Origin of the sequence: Desulfovibrio psychrotolerans (genome assembly GCF_013340305.1) — a bacterium.
Lineage (GTDB): Bacteria > Desulfobacterota > Desulfovibrionia > Desulfovibrionales > Desulfovibrionaceae > Halodesulfovibrio > Halodesulfovibrio psychrotolerans.
This window is the reverse complement of record NZ_BLVP01000003.1, coordinates 38,812-55,855: the sequence shown is the minus strand read 5'-3', so window position 1 is coordinate 55,855 and position 17,044 is coordinate 38,812. Positions and strand designations below refer to the sequence as shown.

12 protein-coding genes and 1 tRNA gene are annotated in these 17,044 nt (G+C 57.4%); 7 read left to right on the top strand and 6 right to left on the bottom strand.

The window, feature by feature from the left end; translation table 11 throughout:
* Positions 1 to 529: 529 nt before the first annotated feature.
* From HUV26_RS04575 to HUV26_RS04565, 3 genes are all read right to left on the bottom strand, one after another.
* A complete protein-coding gene (locus HUV26_RS04575; RefSeq protein ID WP_174408935.1) occupies positions 530 to 739 on the bottom strand; it encodes a hypothetical protein in 210 nt (69 codons plus the stop codon).
* A 25-nt stretch (positions 740 to 764) separates the two neighbouring features.
* Positions 765 to 1,010 (bottom strand): hypothetical protein, encoded by a 246-nt coding sequence (locus HUV26_RS04570; RefSeq protein ID WP_174408934.1) that lies wholly within the window; start codon positions 1,008 to 1,010, stop codon positions 765 to 767.
* A gap of 498 nt (positions 1,011 to 1,508) precedes the next feature.
* Positions 1,509 to 1,595, bottom strand: a tRNA-Leu gene (locus HUV26_RS04565).
* Between the two features lie 141 nt (positions 1,596 to 1,736).
* Here HUV26_RS04565 and HUV26_RS04560 point away from each other — a divergent pair.
* The 5 genes from HUV26_RS04560 to HUV26_RS04540 all read left to right on the top strand — a co-directional run bounded on the left by HUV26_RS04560 (position 1,737) and on the right by HUV26_RS04540 (position 11,124).
* Positions 1,737 to 2,423: a DUF554 domain-containing protein gene (locus HUV26_RS04560; protein WP_174408933.1), complete on the top strand. Its 687-nt coding sequence runs from the start codon at positions 1,737 to 1,739 to the stop codon at positions 2,421 to 2,423.
* A gap of 354 nt (positions 2,424 to 2,777) precedes the next feature.
* The gene (gene uvrA / locus HUV26_RS04555) at positions 2,778 to 5,567 is read left to right on the top strand and encodes an excinuclease ABC subunit UvrA (protein ID WP_174408932.1); all 2,790 of its coding nucleotides are present in this window, start codon (positions 2,778 to 2,780) and stop codon (positions 5,565 to 5,567) included.
* 72 nt (positions 5,568 to 5,639) lie between these two features.
* Positions 5,640 to 6,923, top strand: a complete 1,284-nt coding sequence (locus HUV26_RS04550; RefSeq protein WP_174408931.1) for an NYN domain-containing protein — start codon at positions 5,640 to 5,642, stop codon at positions 6,921 to 6,923.
* Between the two features lie 410 nt (positions 6,924 to 7,333).
* A complete protein-coding gene (locus tag HUV26_RS04545; RefSeq protein WP_174408930.1) occupies positions 7,334 to 9,304 on the top strand; it encodes a methyl-accepting chemotaxis protein in 1,971 nt (656 codons plus the stop codon).
* 434 nt (positions 9,305 to 9,738) lie between these two features.
* Positions 9,739 to 11,124, top strand: a complete 1,386-nt coding sequence (locus HUV26_RS04540) for a dihydrolipoyl dehydrogenase family protein (protein ID WP_174408929.1) — start codon at positions 9,739 to 9,741, stop codon at positions 11,122 to 11,124.
* Between the two features lie 119 nt (positions 11,125 to 11,243).
* Here HUV26_RS04540 and HUV26_RS04535 read toward each other — a convergent pair whose 3' ends face one another.
* From HUV26_RS04535 to HUV26_RS04525, 3 genes are all read right to left on the bottom strand, one after another.
* A complete protein-coding gene (locus HUV26_RS04535; RefSeq protein WP_174408928.1) occupies positions 11,244 to 12,131 on the bottom strand; it encodes a choline utilization transcriptional activator in 888 nt (295 codons plus the stop codon).
* Positions 12,132 to 12,614: 483 nt separating this feature from the next.
* Entirely contained in the window at positions 12,615 to 12,881 is a 267-nt protein-coding gene (locus tag HUV26_RS04530) for a hypothetical protein (protein WP_174408927.1), read from the bottom strand.
* The gene (locus HUV26_RS04525; protein ID WP_174408926.1) at positions 12,868 to 13,965 is read right to left on the bottom strand and encodes a DMT family transporter; all 1,098 of its coding nucleotides are present in this window, start codon (positions 13,963 to 13,965) and stop codon (positions 12,868 to 12,870) included. The genes HUV26_RS04530 and HUV26_RS04525 overlap by 14 nt, the downstream gene beginning before the upstream one ends.
* 776 nt (positions 13,966 to 14,741) lie before the next feature.
* Between HUV26_RS04525 and HUV26_RS17070 the strand changes: the two genes are divergently transcribed.
* Positions 14,742 to 15,359 (top strand): BMC domain-containing protein, encoded by a 618-nt coding sequence (locus HUV26_RS17070; RefSeq protein WP_174408925.1) that lies wholly within the window; start codon positions 14,742 to 14,744, stop codon positions 15,357 to 15,359.
* Positions 15,360 to 15,467: 108 nt separating this feature from the next.
* Positions 15,468 to 17,030 carry an aldehyde dehydrogenase family protein gene (locus tag HUV26_RS04515; RefSeq protein WP_174408924.1) on the top strand — a complete coding sequence of 521 codons (1,563 nt, stop codon included), beginning with the start codon at positions 15,468 to 15,470 and terminating at the stop codon, positions 17,028 to 17,030.
* Positions 17,031 to 17,044 lie beyond the last annotated feature (14 nt).

The window sequence follows — 17,044 nt, the reverse complement described above, 5'->3', positions numbered from 1 at the left end:
CGTCGTGTGTTACTCATCCACTGCTCCTGTTTGAGTCAGGATAGTAGCTTAACTGGGTATCCACAACTTTGTAGCAGGATCACCTGTAAGGTTTCCGGTAGGTCGCCAAGAGGAAACTGAATAGGCGAGTGCAGAGGCGGAGGCAGTTCCCATATCGCACGATACCGGATGTCTTCCCTGATCCGCGCAAGGTGGAACTGTTTATCCGCCGAGGCAGCTGCCCGTTGCAGCCTTTCCTGCTGGTTGGCGGCCTGGATGAACCCGCGCTGTTGCACTGCTGTCCCTGGGGAGTTGGAATATGGATACTGATGAACTGATAGGTCGCTGCCAAGATGGCTAACATCGACCGCCATAGCAATAGGGGGGGCTGGCAGGGGGGCGGTGGAACTCTGCACTTCTGGTTGCTCGTTGAATCTAACGGTCGTGGTTGCGTTGGTGGCTAGTGCTGCGGCGATTGTTTCGTCGAGTGTATTTTGCATACGTCTTTCATTTTAAGGCCGAGGGAGGTGATCCTCCCTCGGGTTATGGGTTATTTGCTTGAAACTTCAATCGTGGCGTCAGATAGAGCTGTGCAAAATTTCAGTTTGTAGACCACAGTTCTGCCTGCCGGGAATTGTTCGGGAGGCATCTGGAGGGTGGTGAGGATTGAATTTGCGAGCCGGTCGGGGTGCTCAAGGAGCTCTGACCGGTCAAGTTCTACTTCGACGCAGGGGAGGTTTGTTCCAATTTTCTTTTCCATTTTTGTACTCCTTCCGTACTGGGGGTTAGTTGTCTAACTGGTTGCGGGGGTCGTCCTCAATTCTGCCGTCTAGCCAGCTGAGGAATGAGCCACGCTCAAAACCGACTCGACCTTTAAAAAGGATAGAGGGGGGGCCTTGGCGCTTGGCCTGCAAATTTGCAATGGTTCGTGAGTTAATTAAACCTCCTGTAATTTCGGTTAGTGAATGCCTTGCGAAGATCGGGGGTAGTAGTTCACGGATGGCCCCGATGAAGTTATCTTTGGCAGTCATTTGAATCCTCCTTCTGGAAACGCTCGTTGCGTTATTTGTTAAATAATTAACGCAGCTAAGATGCTGTGAAAATTCGCAAAAGTGGATTAATGTAGAGTTTTTTGGGAGGTCAGCTTTTTGTATTTTAACATGCTGAATTTATTATATATTGGTTATTGGAATTAAATTTTGTTATAAAATATGCTATGACTTATTTTGTTTTTTTATTAAATTTCAGTATGTTGAAATGCAAAAAGGGTTGGCTGAGTGTGTCAGCCATTGTTTTGATGTATTAGATGGGGTGCGAAATGAGATGTGGATAGCAGGCGATATAGCCACTTGGATTTGAAAGAGGTGGGACTGTGCTGTGGTGCTGTGTGGAGCAGATGGTTTATCTTCACAAGCTGTCACAGCGAGACGTTGGGCATCACGCCAAATTTTGTGGCAGTTTTGTGGCACTCATCACAAGGCAAAAGAAAAGGCACCTACAGCTTTTGGCTGTAGGTGCCTTAAATTCTTTGGTACCGAGGGCGAGACTCGAACTCGCAAGGGATTGCTCCCGGCGGATTTTGAGTCCGCTGCGTCTACCAATTCCACCACCCCGGCGTGTGTGAGGCATGATTGATAGAGGAGATGGGCTTTTCTGTCAATATTTTGGTGTCGCACAGGCAATAAAAACACTTAACAAGGAGCAGCGCATAGGATACCTAACCCTCTTTCTGTCGCAACCGTTTTGGGAGGTCTTTCATGGTATTTCCGCTCGGGTCAGTGTTCAACGTGGTCTGCATCCTTGTGGGGGGCGTTGTTGGTTTGGTTCTGGGCGGGCGTCTGCCGGACCGGGTTCGGGCCATTGTGTTCACCGGTCTGGGACTGTGCACCCTTATCATCGGGTTGCAGATGGGGCTGAAGACGCAGAATCCGCTGGTCCTTGTCTTCAGTATTCTGCTGGGGTGCATTACGGGTGAACTGCTGCGGCTTGAGGACAGGCTTACCGGCTTTGGCGAGTGGATGAAACGCCGTTTGCGCTGCGGCAACGAGCGGTTCACAGAGGGATTTGTCTCTTCCTCGGTGCTTTTCTGCATCGGCTCCATGGCCATTCTTGGAGCCTTTGACGAGGGACTGCGCGGGGACCACACCATTCTGTTCACCAAGTCGATTCTTGACGGGTTTGCCTCTGTGGCCTTTGCCGCCAGCTTCGGGCTGGGGGTGCTGTTTTCTTCCGTACCGGTGTTTGTGTATCAGGCGGGGCTAACCCAGTTTGCCACCGTACTGCAGCCCATTCTTTCCGAGCCGATGATGACGGAACTCACCGCGGCAGGCGGTACGCTTATCATAGGCATCAGCGTGAATCTGATGGAACTGCGGCGCATACCCCTGACCAACATGCTGCCCGCGTTGCTCTACGCTCCCATTCTGGCGCATTTTCTCATGTAAGTCGCCGCTCCGTTGTTTTTTGCGGACATTACCGCTTCAGGGCTTGCACTCTTTGTTGCACGCCTTATGCTATGGGGCCGCAGGAATGAGGAAGTCCGTTGCGCTGCTGCGAACGGTTCCGCTGCCTTTCTTTGCACCATTTTGAGCATTGCTGAAATGGATTGAGTTCGCAATGTGCCGGTGTATCGCTCTCTGCGGAATGGAGTTTTAACAGCCAGCCATGCCTTATGAACGTTCGCCATGTGACAGCGTTTTTATTCTGCGGAAGAGACGCCAGCACTATGTGTGCACGGCCCGCCGGTGGCGGAACGGAGCATGGCGATGCAACACCCGCCACGAGTTTACGAGAACGGAATGAATCAGAAGAACGCCATACATATTGAAGGGGCCCGCCAGCATAACCTGAAAAATCTTACGCTGGATATCCCCCGTGATGAACTGGTGGTGGTGTGCGGCCCTTCCGGGTCGGGGAAATCCACGCTGGCGTTTGACATTGTCTATGCCGAAGGGCAGCGCCGGTATGTAGAATCGCTGTCTGCGTACGCCCGGCAGTTCCTGCCCCAGATGGACAAGCCGGATGTGGACAAGATTGAGGGGCTTTCTCCCGCCATATCGCTGGAGCAGCAGGCTGCATCGCGCAACCCCCGGTCCACTGTGGGCACGGTGACGGAAATATACGACTTTTTGCGCGTGTTTTATGCACGCCTTGGCATCATGTACTGCCCCGTGTGCGGAAAGCCCATTGCCGCCCGAGCGGCGGACGAGATTATTGCCGATATTCTTGCCCTTGCCCCCGGCACGCGATTTATGATTCTTGCCCCGCTGGTGGCGCACCAGAAGGGCACCCACGCCGACCGGTTCAAGAAGCTGAAGGCCGAAGGCTTTGTGCGGGTGCGGGTGGATGGCGAGGTGGTTGCCATTGATGACGTGCCCGTGCTTGAGAAGAACCGCAAGCACACCATTGAGCTGGTGGTGGACCGTCTGGTGATGAAGGAAGGTCTGCGCGGCAGGCTGGCAGATTCGGTGGAACTGGCCCTGAAATATGGCGAAGGGCAGCTTTCCGTAGCGGTGATAACGGCAGAGGGCAGCATTGAAGAGACGGTACACTCCACGGAATCGGTATGCCCCACCTGCAAGATAAGTCTGCCCAGACTGTCGCCGCAGCTGTTCTCGTTCAACAGCCCGCAGGGGGCGTGTCCGCGTTGTTCCGGCATTGGTGCGGTGGAGTATTTTGAGCCCAACCTGCTTGCCCCGAACAAGGGGTTGTCGCTTGCCGGTGGCGGGTTGCTGCCGTGGAAGAATGCAAAGGTCATGGCCCGGTATGAGGCGGGGCTGAAAAGGCTGGGCAAGGCGCATGGCTTTTCGCTGGAAACCCCGTTCAAGGAGTACTCGGGTGAGGCGTGGAACGCCCTGTTTCATGGCGATGTTGCTGCCGGATGGGAGGGGGTTGCCGTTATTCTTGAGCGGGGCATGGACTTTGGGCAGACATGGCGCGACGAACTTTCCCGCTTTCGGCAGAGCAGGCCGTGCCCCGTCTGCAAGGGGGCGCGTCTGCGCGAAGAGCCGCTTGCCGTTCGGGTGGATGACCTTTCCATCTTCGATTTCTGCTCTCTTTCAGTGGGGCGGGCGCTGGAGTGGCTGCAAGGGCGCAGGTTTGCCGCATCGCTTTCTGCCATAGCGGAGCCGCTGCTCAAGGAGCTCACCCACAGGCTCAGTTTCATGGTGAACGTGGGGCTGGACTACATTTCGCTCGGGCGGAACATGACCACCCTTTCGGGCGGAGAAGCGCAGCGCATACGGCTGGCATCGCAGCTCGGGTCCGGTCTTGTGGGGGTAACCTACGTGCTGGATGAACCTTCCATAGGGCTGCACCCGCGGGATAACGAGCGGCTCATAAGTACATTGCGCAGCCTGCAACGGCGCGGCAACACCGTGCTGGTGGTGGAGCATGACGAGGCGACAATCCGCGAGGCGGATACCGTTATCGAACTGGGACCGGGTTCCGGCATGCTGGGCGGCGAGATTATGTTTAACGGTCCGGTTCCCGAGCTTCTGGCGCATTCCGAATCGCTTACCGCAAAGTACCTGCGCGGAGAGATGTTCATAGACCTGCCGGAATCAAGGCGTAACGGCAAGGGAACGCTGTATCTCAAGGGGGTGACCACCAACAATCTGCGCAATGTGGACGTGCGCATTCCGCTGGGGGCGCTTACCTGCGTTACCGGTCCCTCCGGTTCGGGAAAAAGCTCGCTTGTGGTGGATTCGCTGTACAAGCATGTGGCATTGCACCAGTCTATAAAGGTGGATTCTCCCGGACAGATTCAGGGTATTGAGGGGCTGGAACACATTGAGCGCATAGTCGCCATAGACCAGACGCCCATAGGGCGGACGCCGAGGTCCAACCCCGCCACCTATACCAAGGTTTTTGACGAGATACGCACTATTTTTGCCATGACGCCCGATGCCAAGAAGCGCGGCTATGCTCCCGGCAGGTTCAGCTTTAACGTGCGGGGTGGGCGGTGCGAGGCGTGCGGCGGCGACGGGCAGATTCGCGTGGAGATGCACTTTTTGCCGGACGTATACGTGACCTGCGATGTGTGCAAGGGCAAGCGGTACAGTCATGAGACGCTTGAGGTGCGTTACAAGGGCAACAACATTGCGGATGTGCTGGACATGACGGTGCGCCAGGCAAGGGCGTTTTTTGAGAATTATCCTGTGCTGGAACGCCGCCTTGCCGTATTGGAAGATGTGGGGCTTGAATACCTGCGTCTGGGGCAGCCCGCCACCACGCTTTCCGGGGGTGAGGCGCAGCGCATAAAAATTTCGCGCGAGCTTGGCAAGCGCAGCCTGCCGGGCACGCTCTATATTCTGGATGAGCCTACCACGGGACTGCACATGCACGAGGTGGGCAAGCTTATCCGTGTGCTGGACCAACTGGTGGACAAGGGTGCCACCGTTGTAGTCATAGAGCATAACACTGATATGATTCTGGCGTCTGATTACGTTATTGACCTTGGACCGGGAGGCGGCGAAAACGGCGGCAGAGTGGTTTCCTGCGGAACTCCGGAGGAAATAGTGGCGGACCCGCAGTCGGTTACGGGTTCGTTTTTGGAAAGGGAGCGGCATGTCCGCCTGAAAGGATAGCTGACCTTTCCATAAGATATGGGTACATGGGTAGAATGGTTATTTCGGGAAGCCGAAGAGAGAAGGAGAGCCATGGAAAGAAGACAGTCCCGCGTAACGAGTTTTGATGAAGTGTACACGGCATTGTTCGTCGATTTCGACAACATTTTCACAAGGTTGGAGGAGCTTTCTCCCGCAGCCGCCCGTTCGTTTGCCACCAATCCGCAGCGCTGGCTGCGTTGGCTGGAAACCCATGCCGTGCGCATGCTGTACGGCGATGGAGTGCGCCGCCGCATTCTCAAGCGGTGCTGCTACCTTAACCCGCATTGCTACCACCAGTACCGTCCGTTCTTTATCCGGGCGGCATTCAACGTTATCGATTGCCCGCCGCTGACGAATCAGGGCAAGACCAGCGCGGATATCCATTTGGTTATGGATGCCATGGACACCCTGAACCACAAGACCCAGTTTGACGAGTTCATCATCCTTTCCGGAGATGCGGATTTTACCCCCCTGCTCATACGGCTTCAGGAGCACGCGCGCAGAACGCTGGTGCTTTCTGTGGGCTACGCTTCCCCCGCGTACACGGCGGCAAGCTCGTGGCGGATACGGGAAGACTGGTTCGTACAGCAGGCGCTGGAAGATCGTCCCATGGACGAGTATCAGCCGCCATTATCCACATCCGCGCGCATAGTGCGCCCCGCCTCCCGCTCGGAAAGCGGGCACATGGAAAGGGGAGCGCAGATCGTCAAGCGTATGGTTTCGGAATCGTCAACGCCCGTGCCGCTGGCGCAGCTTTCGCACACGTTGCAGAAAGAACTGGATGCTGCGCAGGACTGGTTCGGATTCGGCAGGTTCCGCGACTATCTGGAGGCGTTGGAACTGGACAGGCTGGAGGTTTCCAGCGTGGTTCCGGGGTATGTGTACGATCCCGCCCGCCATGAAGAGCCCGAGGAGACCAGTGCCAGAACGGAGTTCAAGGAACGCTACCCGGAACTCTATGACTTTGCCCTGAGAGTGCACCGTCTGACCGATGTGCCCTTGCTGATGCCCGAACACTACCGGGATGTGCTGGGGTTCATTGTGGAAGAGGTGAATGAAAACGGCTTTTTCCTGACCAACACCTCGCGCAGCGTCCGTGACAAGTGCGTGGAGCGGGGCGTGCCTGTGGGCAGGGCGCATGTCAATTTTGTGCTGGTGGGAATAACCCGCGGCGGGTACGCCCTTGCAGAGCAGAAGGGCGTGAGTCTGAAGGAGGTTGCCAAGGCCTTCATGCGTAATGTGAAGGATCTGTGCAACCGCACGCAGTTTGATCTGGATGTGGAGGAGACGCGGCTGCTTATGCAGTGGATAATGCCGCTGGAGAACGGGGACTAGCGCTACCGTTGCAGATGGCGCGCACCTGACGCAGGTGGTGCCGAGAACGATCATAGTACGGGCGGAAGGCTGTCGGGCCTTCCGCCCGTTTTGTGTTGTCTGTACCATCAGTCGTCATGGGTGTGGTTTCCTGTGCCGATTCGGATGGAAAGCGGTTCCGTTTTGGACCGACATAGGCAAACGGGGCGTGGGGGCAACGCCGTGAAGGGCGAAACCGGCATGATAAATTTAGGGAAGGGGTTTTTTGTCACACAATTGTCAACATGTCTCTGCATGTTACATAGGGGTGACGCATCCGCGTTGCCCGCAGTTTCTATACTTCTGGTGAGTTGCCTGATGCCTGCAGGAGAGCAGGAATCGCATAGTATACTTATTTCTTCCCCCATCGGGGGATTTTTAGGAATTAATCCATGAGCATAAAAGCCAAGCTTCTCAGCATCTGCCTTGTGGCCATTTTGGGACTCAGTGCTATCTATCTGGTAAACCTGTTCGGGGCGCGCACCGTGGACCGGGCTATTCTGGTTAATCTTGCGGCCCAGCAATCCACCATTGCCATGCTTCAGGCTCGGCGCGCGGAGAAGGATTTTCTGGCCCGGAAGGACCCGGCACTCATTGAACGGTTTTCCGGTGCTGTGCAGGAATCTTCACGAAACCTGAAGGTCGTGGCCGCTAATCAGCCAGTTTATGCCGCCCGTGCGGAGGAGGCTGTACGATACCTTGAGCGGTACAAGACCAGTTTCATGGACGTGGCCGCAACCGTTCAGTTACTGGGGCTTAATGAGAATGAGGGACTCAGCGGAACGTTGCGCGCCGCCATTCATAAGGTCGAAGAGATTATCGACAGGCAGGATGATGACAGCTTGAAGGCAGATATGCTCATGCTCCGCCGCCGCGAGAAGGATTTTATGCTTCGCGGTGATGTAAAGTATCTGGAGAGATTTACGGCAGATGCTGGCAAGATGCTGGAACGGCTGGATGTTTCCGACAGGTATGAGTATTCCTTGAAGCAGGAAATGAAAGCACTTGTTTTGGCCTATCAGGAATCGTTCGGGCGTTATGTTGAGGGTGCACAACGGGTGGAGGCCAGCCTCGGGGAACTTGTGGGGGTAATCCGCACTGCGGAGCCCATGTTGGAAACATTGGCCGTAGAGGCGCGGGAAGCTGTTGAGGCGGAGCGCAGCATTGTCGAGCGGGGGATGATGATTACGGAACTGGTGACGGCCTTTCTTCTGATAGGCCTTATTTCTCTGGTTGTCCGTTCCATTCTGAGTGCTTTGGGGCGGTTACGGGAATGCTCGCGCAGGGTGGCTTCCGGTGAATATGATGCCTGCAACCAGACGAGTTTTACCGGAGAACTGGAAGCTTTGCGGCTGGATATTGCCAGTATGGTGGAAGAACTGAAGACGAGCATGGACGATGCCCGGAAGAAGGGCGAAGAAGCTGTCCGCGAGTCTGAGAGAGCCAGAACGGCAATGCTGGAAGCCACCAAGGAAAAGGAACATGCTGCAGCGCTGTTGCAAACCATGCGTGACGTGGCAGGGAAGGCCGAAGAAATTTCCCGTCATCTTGCTGCGTCTACTGCCGAGCTTTCTGATCAGGCTTCTCAGATTAATACCGGGGCGGAGAGGCAGCGCAGGCAGACCGAAGAGGTGGCCACCGCCATGGAGGAGATGAATGCCACGGTGCTGGAGGTGGCGCAGAATGCCTCCGGTGCGGCGGAAGGGGCGGAAAAGGCACGTCAGTTTGCTGAAGAGGGCGTGCAGCGCATGGTGAATGTTGTGGCGGCCACGAGTGAGGCGCAGGACAAGGCGATAGCCATGAAGTCTTCGCTGGACCTGCTGGGCGAGCGGGCGCAGTCTATAGGCGCGATTATGGGTGTTATCACTGATATTGCTGATCAGACCAATCTGCTTGCCCTGAACGCGGCCATTGAGGCCGCGCGGGCCGGAGAAGCAGGCAGGGGATTTGCCGTGGTGGCGGACGAAGTGCGTAAGCTGGCGGAAAAGACCATGACAGCGACGGGTGAGGTGCAGGCGGCCATACGCGGCATTCAGGACGGCACACGCGTCAACATAGGCGCAATGGATGAGGCCTCGCGCGCCATAAGTACCAGCACGGAGCTGACGCATGCGGCAAGCGAATCGTTGCAGACGATTATGCAGATAGTTAGCGATACGGCTGACAGGGTCCGGTCCATAGCCACGGCGGCGGAAGAGCAGTCTGCGGCCAGCGAAGAGGTTACGCGTTCCACGGAGGAAATCCGCGCCATAACCGCAGACACGAGTGAGAGCATTACCCATACGACCAAGGAAATTAGCACCCTGACCGGATTGGCGAAGAATCTTCAGGAGATCATACTCAGGTTAAATGCTGTGCGTTAACGCCGGTACGTTAGCATGGTGCGCGGACGGTGCCGCCCGACGAAGGTGGCACCCGACGGGTAGGGATTGCCTGACAGGATGGTACCGCCCGGAGAGCATTGTCCGGGGATTGCAGGCAGGTATTGATGATGGCGCGCTCCATGCGGGCGAAACCCGCCCGGCTCCGGCAGGCAGGCTTCCGGCAGCCGGAAAATGGAGTGTTAAAAAGGATAGGCTAACGGCGACTTCGGCTCTGTAAAGGGCCGAAGTTTTTTTTGGGCGGGAGAACCGTGCGGATAGTGTGGCATGAGGCGGTCTTCCTACGGGAGGAGAAAGTCGTCGGGGGGAGGGCTTGCTCATGGGCGGCCGTACCCTGTGAACACGGCAGGGCATGGCAGGGTTGCACGGGGAGTGATGTGTGGTAGTCTGAAGTTAAACAAGGAGGCAGACTTGCCATGACGGTTACGCAGTATGATGTGGTGGTGCTTGGTGCCGGTGTGGCCGGGGGACATATTGCTTCGCGGTGCAGCGAGGCAGGGCTTTCGGTCGCCTTGCTGGAACATGACGGGTTCGGCGGAACGTGTCCGCTGCGGGGGTGTGAGCCCAAGAAGGTGCTGGCGGATGCGGCGCACACTGCGGAACGCCTGCTAAACGGCGCGGGCAGGGGTGTGACGGGCAGTGCGCGTTTGGACTGGCGGGAGCTGATGGCCTTTAAGCGCACATTTACAGAGGGACTGCCTGACCGTATTCGCCGCTACTATGAAAAGAAAGGCATAGCCACCTATACGGAAGCGGGAAAATTTGCGGGCCCGGACACCATTGCATGCGGCGGGAGGCTGCTCAAGGCCCGGCATATCTGTATTACGACCGGAGCGGCGACCAGACGGCTGGATATTCCCGGTGCAGACCTGCTTGTCACCAGCCGGCGTTTTCTGGAACTGGATGTCATGCCTGAGCGTGTCGTCTTTATCGGCGGCGGGTTTATTGCCTGCGAGCTGGCACATATTGCAGCGGTTGCGGGTGCCGATGTGTCCGTTGTTGTGCGCAGCGACAGGTTGCTCAGGCAGTTTGATGCCGAACTGGTGGACCGTTTGCGGGAGCACCTGACGGGACTGGGCATTACCTTTCATATGAACTGCCCGCCGCACAGGGTGCTTGCGGACAGCGGTTCCGGCAAGGGAACAGGCAAAAGCATGGGCGGAGGCATGGAACTGCACGCGGGGGACGGGCGTTTTGCCGCTGACCTGATTATTAACGCATCCGGCCGTGTTCCCGCATTGGAGCATCTGGACCTTGCCGTCGGGGGAGTGCGCACGGAGCAAGGGCGGGGAAGTGGTGGTATTATTGTGGACAGCCAGTTGCGGAGTGTTTCCAATCCCGTTGTGTACGCTGCGGGCGATGTGGTGCGGCGGGGGATGCCGCTCACGCCTGTGGCTTCTGTGCAGGCGGAGGTTGTTGTCCGGAATATTCTGGAAGGCGGCGGGCATGCCGTTGAGGACAATGTGACTCCCTATGCCCTGTTCACGTACCCGCCCCTTGCCGCAGTGGGAATGCTGGAGGAGGAGGCACGCAACAGCGGCAGGAGCTTTGACATCGTTTCCGGCGATGCGGCTTCGTGGTCGGAGTATCGTCGTATCGGGCAGACGTGTGCCGGATTCCGGCTGTTTGTGGAGAAAGGCAGCCGCCTTCTTCTGGGCGCGCATGTGCTGGGTGACGGAGCGGAGGAGATGGTGAATCTCTTTGCGTTGGCAATGCGCAAGCGGGTAACCGTGGATGAACTCCAATCCATGCTCTGGGCATATCCTTCGTTTGGCTACGCGCTGAAATACATGTTCCGGTAGGGGGCGGTTCAAAAAAGAGAAGATGCAGGGCGCAAGGAATGTCCGGCCCGGTTTGAACGGGGCGCGGTTTCAATATTCTGCGGTACTGCCGCAGAAGAGTATTTTGCAATGTTGGCCTGTCAGTCTTCGCTGTTGCGTTTGCCTTTGGGCAGGTCGCATTCCGTATGGACTCCCTGCCGGGAAACCTGCACCAGTACCTCGGTGACGAACTGGGATGTGTTGCGCGTGGTCCAGTAATCCGTGACATAGCGCTCGTAGGCGTCTTCGCCCAGCGAGTAGCCCCGGCGTCGCGCCCAGCGGCACATCTTTTCATAGGTCTGACTGATGGTATCGTGGCTGCCTATGTGGTAGCAGCCGAGCATCATGTGTCCGCCGAAGATGGCTCTTGCCTCCTCCGGGCAGGGCATGAGGGTTTTTTGCAGAACGCGCACCCGGCTGCTTGTTCCCTGCATACGCTCTTTGAAGGAGGGAAAGTGCAGAATGACCGGGCCGGTTATTTCGTTGCCCTGTCCTTCCACAAAATTGGTGAATTCTATGTTGATGATGGAGGCTTCTATGTCGTTGTCGAAATCCTGTTCCTGAAAGATGAGATCGCAGGGGTCCACGAATTTGATGGAGACTTCCTGAATGCCGTTTTCTATGACCATTTCCGCTTCGCGGATGAGGTCGTGCCAGTCTTTTACGGAAACGTACTTGCGCCGCAGTTCTTCCTGTTCCTTTTCCAGTTCCTGAATTTTTGCCTGAAACGAGGTTTGGATGGCGCGGTAGACATTGGCTATGTTGCCTTCTATGAAGACGCGCATTTCTTCCAGTTTGAAGCCCATCTGCTTGTAATACTTGATAACGGGAACGGCCAGAAGGGACTGCTCGGTATAGTACCGGTAGTTGTTGTAGTCCTGCCGCTGTGAGGTGATGAGTCCGATTTTATCGTAGTATCTGAGGGCTTTTTTGGAGATGTTGCATATCCGGCTCATGTCGCCGATGGAATAGCGGGCCTTGGATTTCATGGAAGTGTCTCCTCAACGGTCGCCTTTGCCGCGTGGCGGCGTGGAACGCGACAGGTGTCTATCGCCGGAATGCCCTGAGAGCGGAATCCGTCCCGGTTGCTCGCTTCCCCTTGCGGCAGCCGCCCCCCGGAGGAATATCCGCCGATGCGGAAAGGGGGCGGGCGATCACAGCGTATGGACAGGCAGTGTACAGAACAATCCTCTGAACGTCATCCTTGCGGTGCAGCGGCTCCGGCGGGAATGGGCTTTGCCCGGTGCGGAATCGTGGCACCTGCCGTGCTGTTGCAGCCTGCCGCGTTGCGCAATCTGTTTGCTCCTGCGGAAGGCACGCCGCCCCATACGGTTGCTACCGGGGATACCAAGCTGTGCATGTCTTTTCCATCCTGGCCCGGATGTGCCGTGTGCGCCTTTGCTGCCAGAGGGTTTTTATCCGAAAAGGGGCCGCCCCGTTGTGAGGCAGCCCCTTTTGTATGTCTGTCGCGATTAGTCAGTGATGTAGCGATTTATGGTGGCCGCGCCTTCTTCATGGGCGCGGTAGTACACCCGCAGGTCGTTGGCGCTGTCCAGATCGAACCGTGTTTCTTCCAGCAGGCCGTTTGCCTCTGCCGTCATCAGCGCATTGATGACTGAATGCTTTTTGAAGGCGGCAAAATGGCCGTACTGGTCGCGCAGGGCGTTCATCACATCGTCTGCGCAGGCTTCTTCCACCTTGGTGAAGAATTTAAGAATGGCGTAGTTAAGCGGCTTCATGCGCGCCTCCGTTCTTCTTTTTGAACAGGTCCATGGGGTTCATGGCAATGATGAATATGCCGATGACCATGATCACTGCCGCAGCCCAGGCGATGGGCGGCATGGACCAGCCCTCGAACCCGAAGAGGACGCCGAGCACAATCCAGCAGCAGAAGGGGCCCCAGAAGGAGAAGGTGCCGTTGCAGGACATGCCGAGGGCTGCGCCGGACATGGCGTTGCCCTTGTACCAGAACATGAAGGTGAGATAGGCGCTGAGTCCCGCCAGAATGAACCACGGGAGGGCGTTCATGTCTGTGAAGGACTGGGCGACCATGCCGAAGGCGTCTACACCGGAGATGATGCCGAAAAGGGGCACGAGGATGATGAGGTTGGATACGCCGGCGGTGACCTGACGGATGGTAATGCCCACCTCGGGGTCGATCATGGAGGTGCCGTATCCGCAGACGCAGCCTTCTATGCCCCAGCATATGGCGGCGATGAAGCCGAAAAGAATGCCGACAAGCAGGTTGGCGGGCGCATCTTCGCCCAGACCGGTGCTGCCGATGAGGAAGCTGGCAAAGAAGCAGATGGATATGCCGAGCATCATGCGGGCGTTAAGCTGCTGCTTGAACAGGAACTTGCCCAGAATGGCGCCCACGGCGGGGCAGAGTGCGCTGATGGGCACCACAATGGAACCCGCCTGCTGCAGACCAACAACATATGCGGTGCTTGCCAGCGGACCGCCGATGACGGCTGCGGCAACCATGACCAGACCGGGCTTGGTCTTTATGCACCGCACAAAGTCACCGAATCTGCCGCGTGCCTTGGCTATGCTCATGGCCCATATTGCGCTGCATGTGTCCGTTGTGGCGGCGCCGATGGCGCTGAGCAGGAACATGACGGCAAAGGCCGACAGGCCGGAATTCTCTCCGTACCATTCCACCCAAATGCCAAGCGACATGCCCAGCGTCATGAACGCTGTGTAAAATCCGTACAGCAGGCCGGAAAGCAGGGCGATGATGATGCCCTTTTTCCGGAAGTCGGCTGCCAGCTTGTTTTTGGCGGCTACCGCCGCCGGGTTACCCATCACCAGTGTCTGAGCCATGAGCTCCTCCCTGAACCTGTTGTAGTCTATGGAAAAATAACTTCCGACCTAAACCCTTATGCCCCCTGCGTGCCCTTGGTGTGCTCACTGCGTGTCCACAAAGTACTCCGCATTATGGTCATAGCATTCCCCTTAAGGGGAAGGTCAACGCGAAATTGGCACAGTGTGCCTGTCTGCAAGGAACCTGGGGATGAACTGTACCGTGAAAGGATGCAGGTTCGAATTGTTGATATGTGATATTTCTTTTTAATTCAGAATGTTGTGACGATTGTGTGGCTGTGCTTTTGTTGTTTGCAGTACCCGACCTTGCCCCAACGGGAAGCATCATTTTTGTGCTTTCCCAGAGCGCCTGAAGCCGCTGTGCGGCGCTTATGCGGCCCTGTTTGCGGGGCATGAGCCGCGTTCTGTCCGGTACTTGGGCTGGGCCGGAACATTACAGGCTTTGTGAAAAAAATAGCAATATCCGCCGGTAACGCGTGGATGGCGGTGAGTCCATTGCCCTTACGGGGAGCGTTGGCGTGCTGATGAGCGGGGACGGGAGGGTTCTTTTACCCTTCCGGACAAGGATTTTTACGCAGTTCTGCGTGCGGAAGAGCAATGATTACGGCCATAAATAAAATTTTCACATGTTTTTGAAAAAGGGTGTTGACTTTCCCCTATGGGGGAAGGGGTAGGGTAGCACACAGTAGGCACTTTAGGGCCGGAACGCTTGGAACGTTTGGAGCCGGGGTGCTTTTTCAGACAACGACACAAGTTGCAGCGGTAAGGGAGACTATATGAGGTACTACGGCGAAGAGGCGCTCGGACTTGTCGAGACGCTGGGGATGGTGCCCGCCATAGGCGCGGCGGACAGGATGCTGAAGGCAGCCAACGTGCAGTTGATAGCCTACGAGAACGTGGGGTCCACGCTTGTGACCATTATGGTCAAGGGGGATGTGGGAGCGGTGCAGGCATCGGTGGATGCCGGTGCAGCGGCTGCGGCGGAAGTGGGCAAGATGACGGCCTGCAACGTGATGCCGCGTCCCATCCGTCCGGTGGGCGACATTGTTTCCGTGCACGGTGTGGGCGGGGATGACGCCGATGCAGAGCCGACAGGCAGACCGCGGGCTATGGGCCTTATCGAGACCTTTGGCATTGTGTACGTGCTTGAGGCTGCAGACGCCATGCTCAAGACGGCGGATGTGGAACTCATCGGGTACGAGAACGTTGCCTCCGGGTATATTTCCGTTCTGGTTCAGGGCGATGTGGCCGCCTGCGTGTCCGCTGTTGAAGCGGGTGTGAAGGCTGTGGAAGCCATGGGGGCCAATGTGTACAGCAAGCTGGTCATTCCCACGCCCCATCCCGACCTGATGAAGATTACCAAGCGGTACGCTCTGGAAAACCTGCTGGCCTAGCAGGCTGTTGGCAAATGCGTTTTGCGGTTCCGGCCTGCAAGGGGCGGACAGGCGGACGGTGGTGGTGTGCGCAGCCGTGCGAAGACGCGGTGAAGGGTTGAGGGGTGCATGATGATAGTCGACAGCGACCTGCTCTCCATGCAGAAGGCCAGAATTCTGGCCGAGAACGCCTTTGAGGCGCAGCGGCGGCTTGCCGCGTTCACGCAGGAGCGGCTGGATGCCATAGTGGAAGCCATGGCCGATGCCGTGGAAGGGCATGTGCGTGCGCTTGCCGTACAGTCGCAGGAAGAAACCGGCTATGGCAGATGGCAGGACAAGTACCTGAAAAACCGCTTTGTGTGCGACACCGTGCGCATGCGGTTGCGGGGCATGCGGTGCGTGGGCGTGATAGGCGAGGACCGGGAGCGGCGTCTGCTGGATATCGGCGTGCCCGTGGGAGTGGTTGTTTCCCTTTGCCCTGTGACCAGTCCGGTTTCCACCACCATTCACAATGCCCTTATCGCCATCAAGTCCGGCAACGCCATCATCTTTTCCCCGCACCCCCGCGCGTGCGGCAGCATAGGCAAGGTGCTGGGGATTATGGCCACTGCCGCCTATGCTCACGGTCTGCCCGAAGGCGCCCTTGCCTATCTGGACACGGTTACCCGGAGCGGCACGCGCGAGCTGATGCGGCACCCTGCGGTATCGCTGGTCATGGTGACCGGGGTGCCGGGCATGGTGCGCGAAGCGCGTGATGCGGGCAAGTCCGTCATCTGCGGCGGCACGGGGCACGGTCCCGCCTTTATTGAGCGCACGGCGGACGTGAACCGCGCGGTGCGGGATATCATTGCCAGCAAGACCTTTGATAACGGTATCGCCTCTTCGGCGGAGCAGTCCATTGTGGCGGACGCCTGCATTGAGCAGGAGGTGCGCCGGGCACTGCGGGAGAACGGGGCGTATTTCATGTCTGAAGAGGAATCGCACCGGCTGGGCGCGTTATTCTTCTGCGCGGATGGCAGGAGGAATCCTGCCATGGTGGGCCTTGCGCCTGCTGCCCTTGCCCGCCGGGCAGGGTTTTGCGTGCCGGAAGAAACCACTGTGCTTGTGGCGGACCGCAGGTATGTTTCCGTTTCTGACCCCTACTGCCGCGAACTGCTTTGCCCTGTGCTTGCCCTGTACGTGGAAGACGACTGGATGCATGCCTGCGAGAAGTGCATTGAACTGCTGGTGCACGAACGCAGCGCCCACACGCTGGTCATCCACTCCAGAGATGAGGAAGTCATACGGCAGTTTGCGTTGCGCAAACCGGTTGCGCGGCTGCTGGTTAACACGCCTTCCACCTTTGGCGGCATGGGCGCGACCACCAATCTTTTCCCCTCCATGACCCTGGGCAGCGGTTCCACCGGGCAGGGCATCACCTCGGACAACGTTTCTCCGCTGCACCTCGTGTACACGCGCAGGGTGGGATACGGCGTGCGGGACATGGACGGCACCCATTATGCGAACGGCACTGCGCCCGGAACGGCAGCCGGAGCGACAGCCGGAGTGACAGCCGGAGATTTGGCGGCTACGGGGCAGGCAGATATTTTGAACAAGGAAGACTGTAATTCCATACAGATGCAGGCATTGCACCGGCTGCTGCAGGAAGCCATCCGCGCCATGGACGGCTCTGCTTCAGGTGATGGTCAATAGCTGATAAAGGGAGG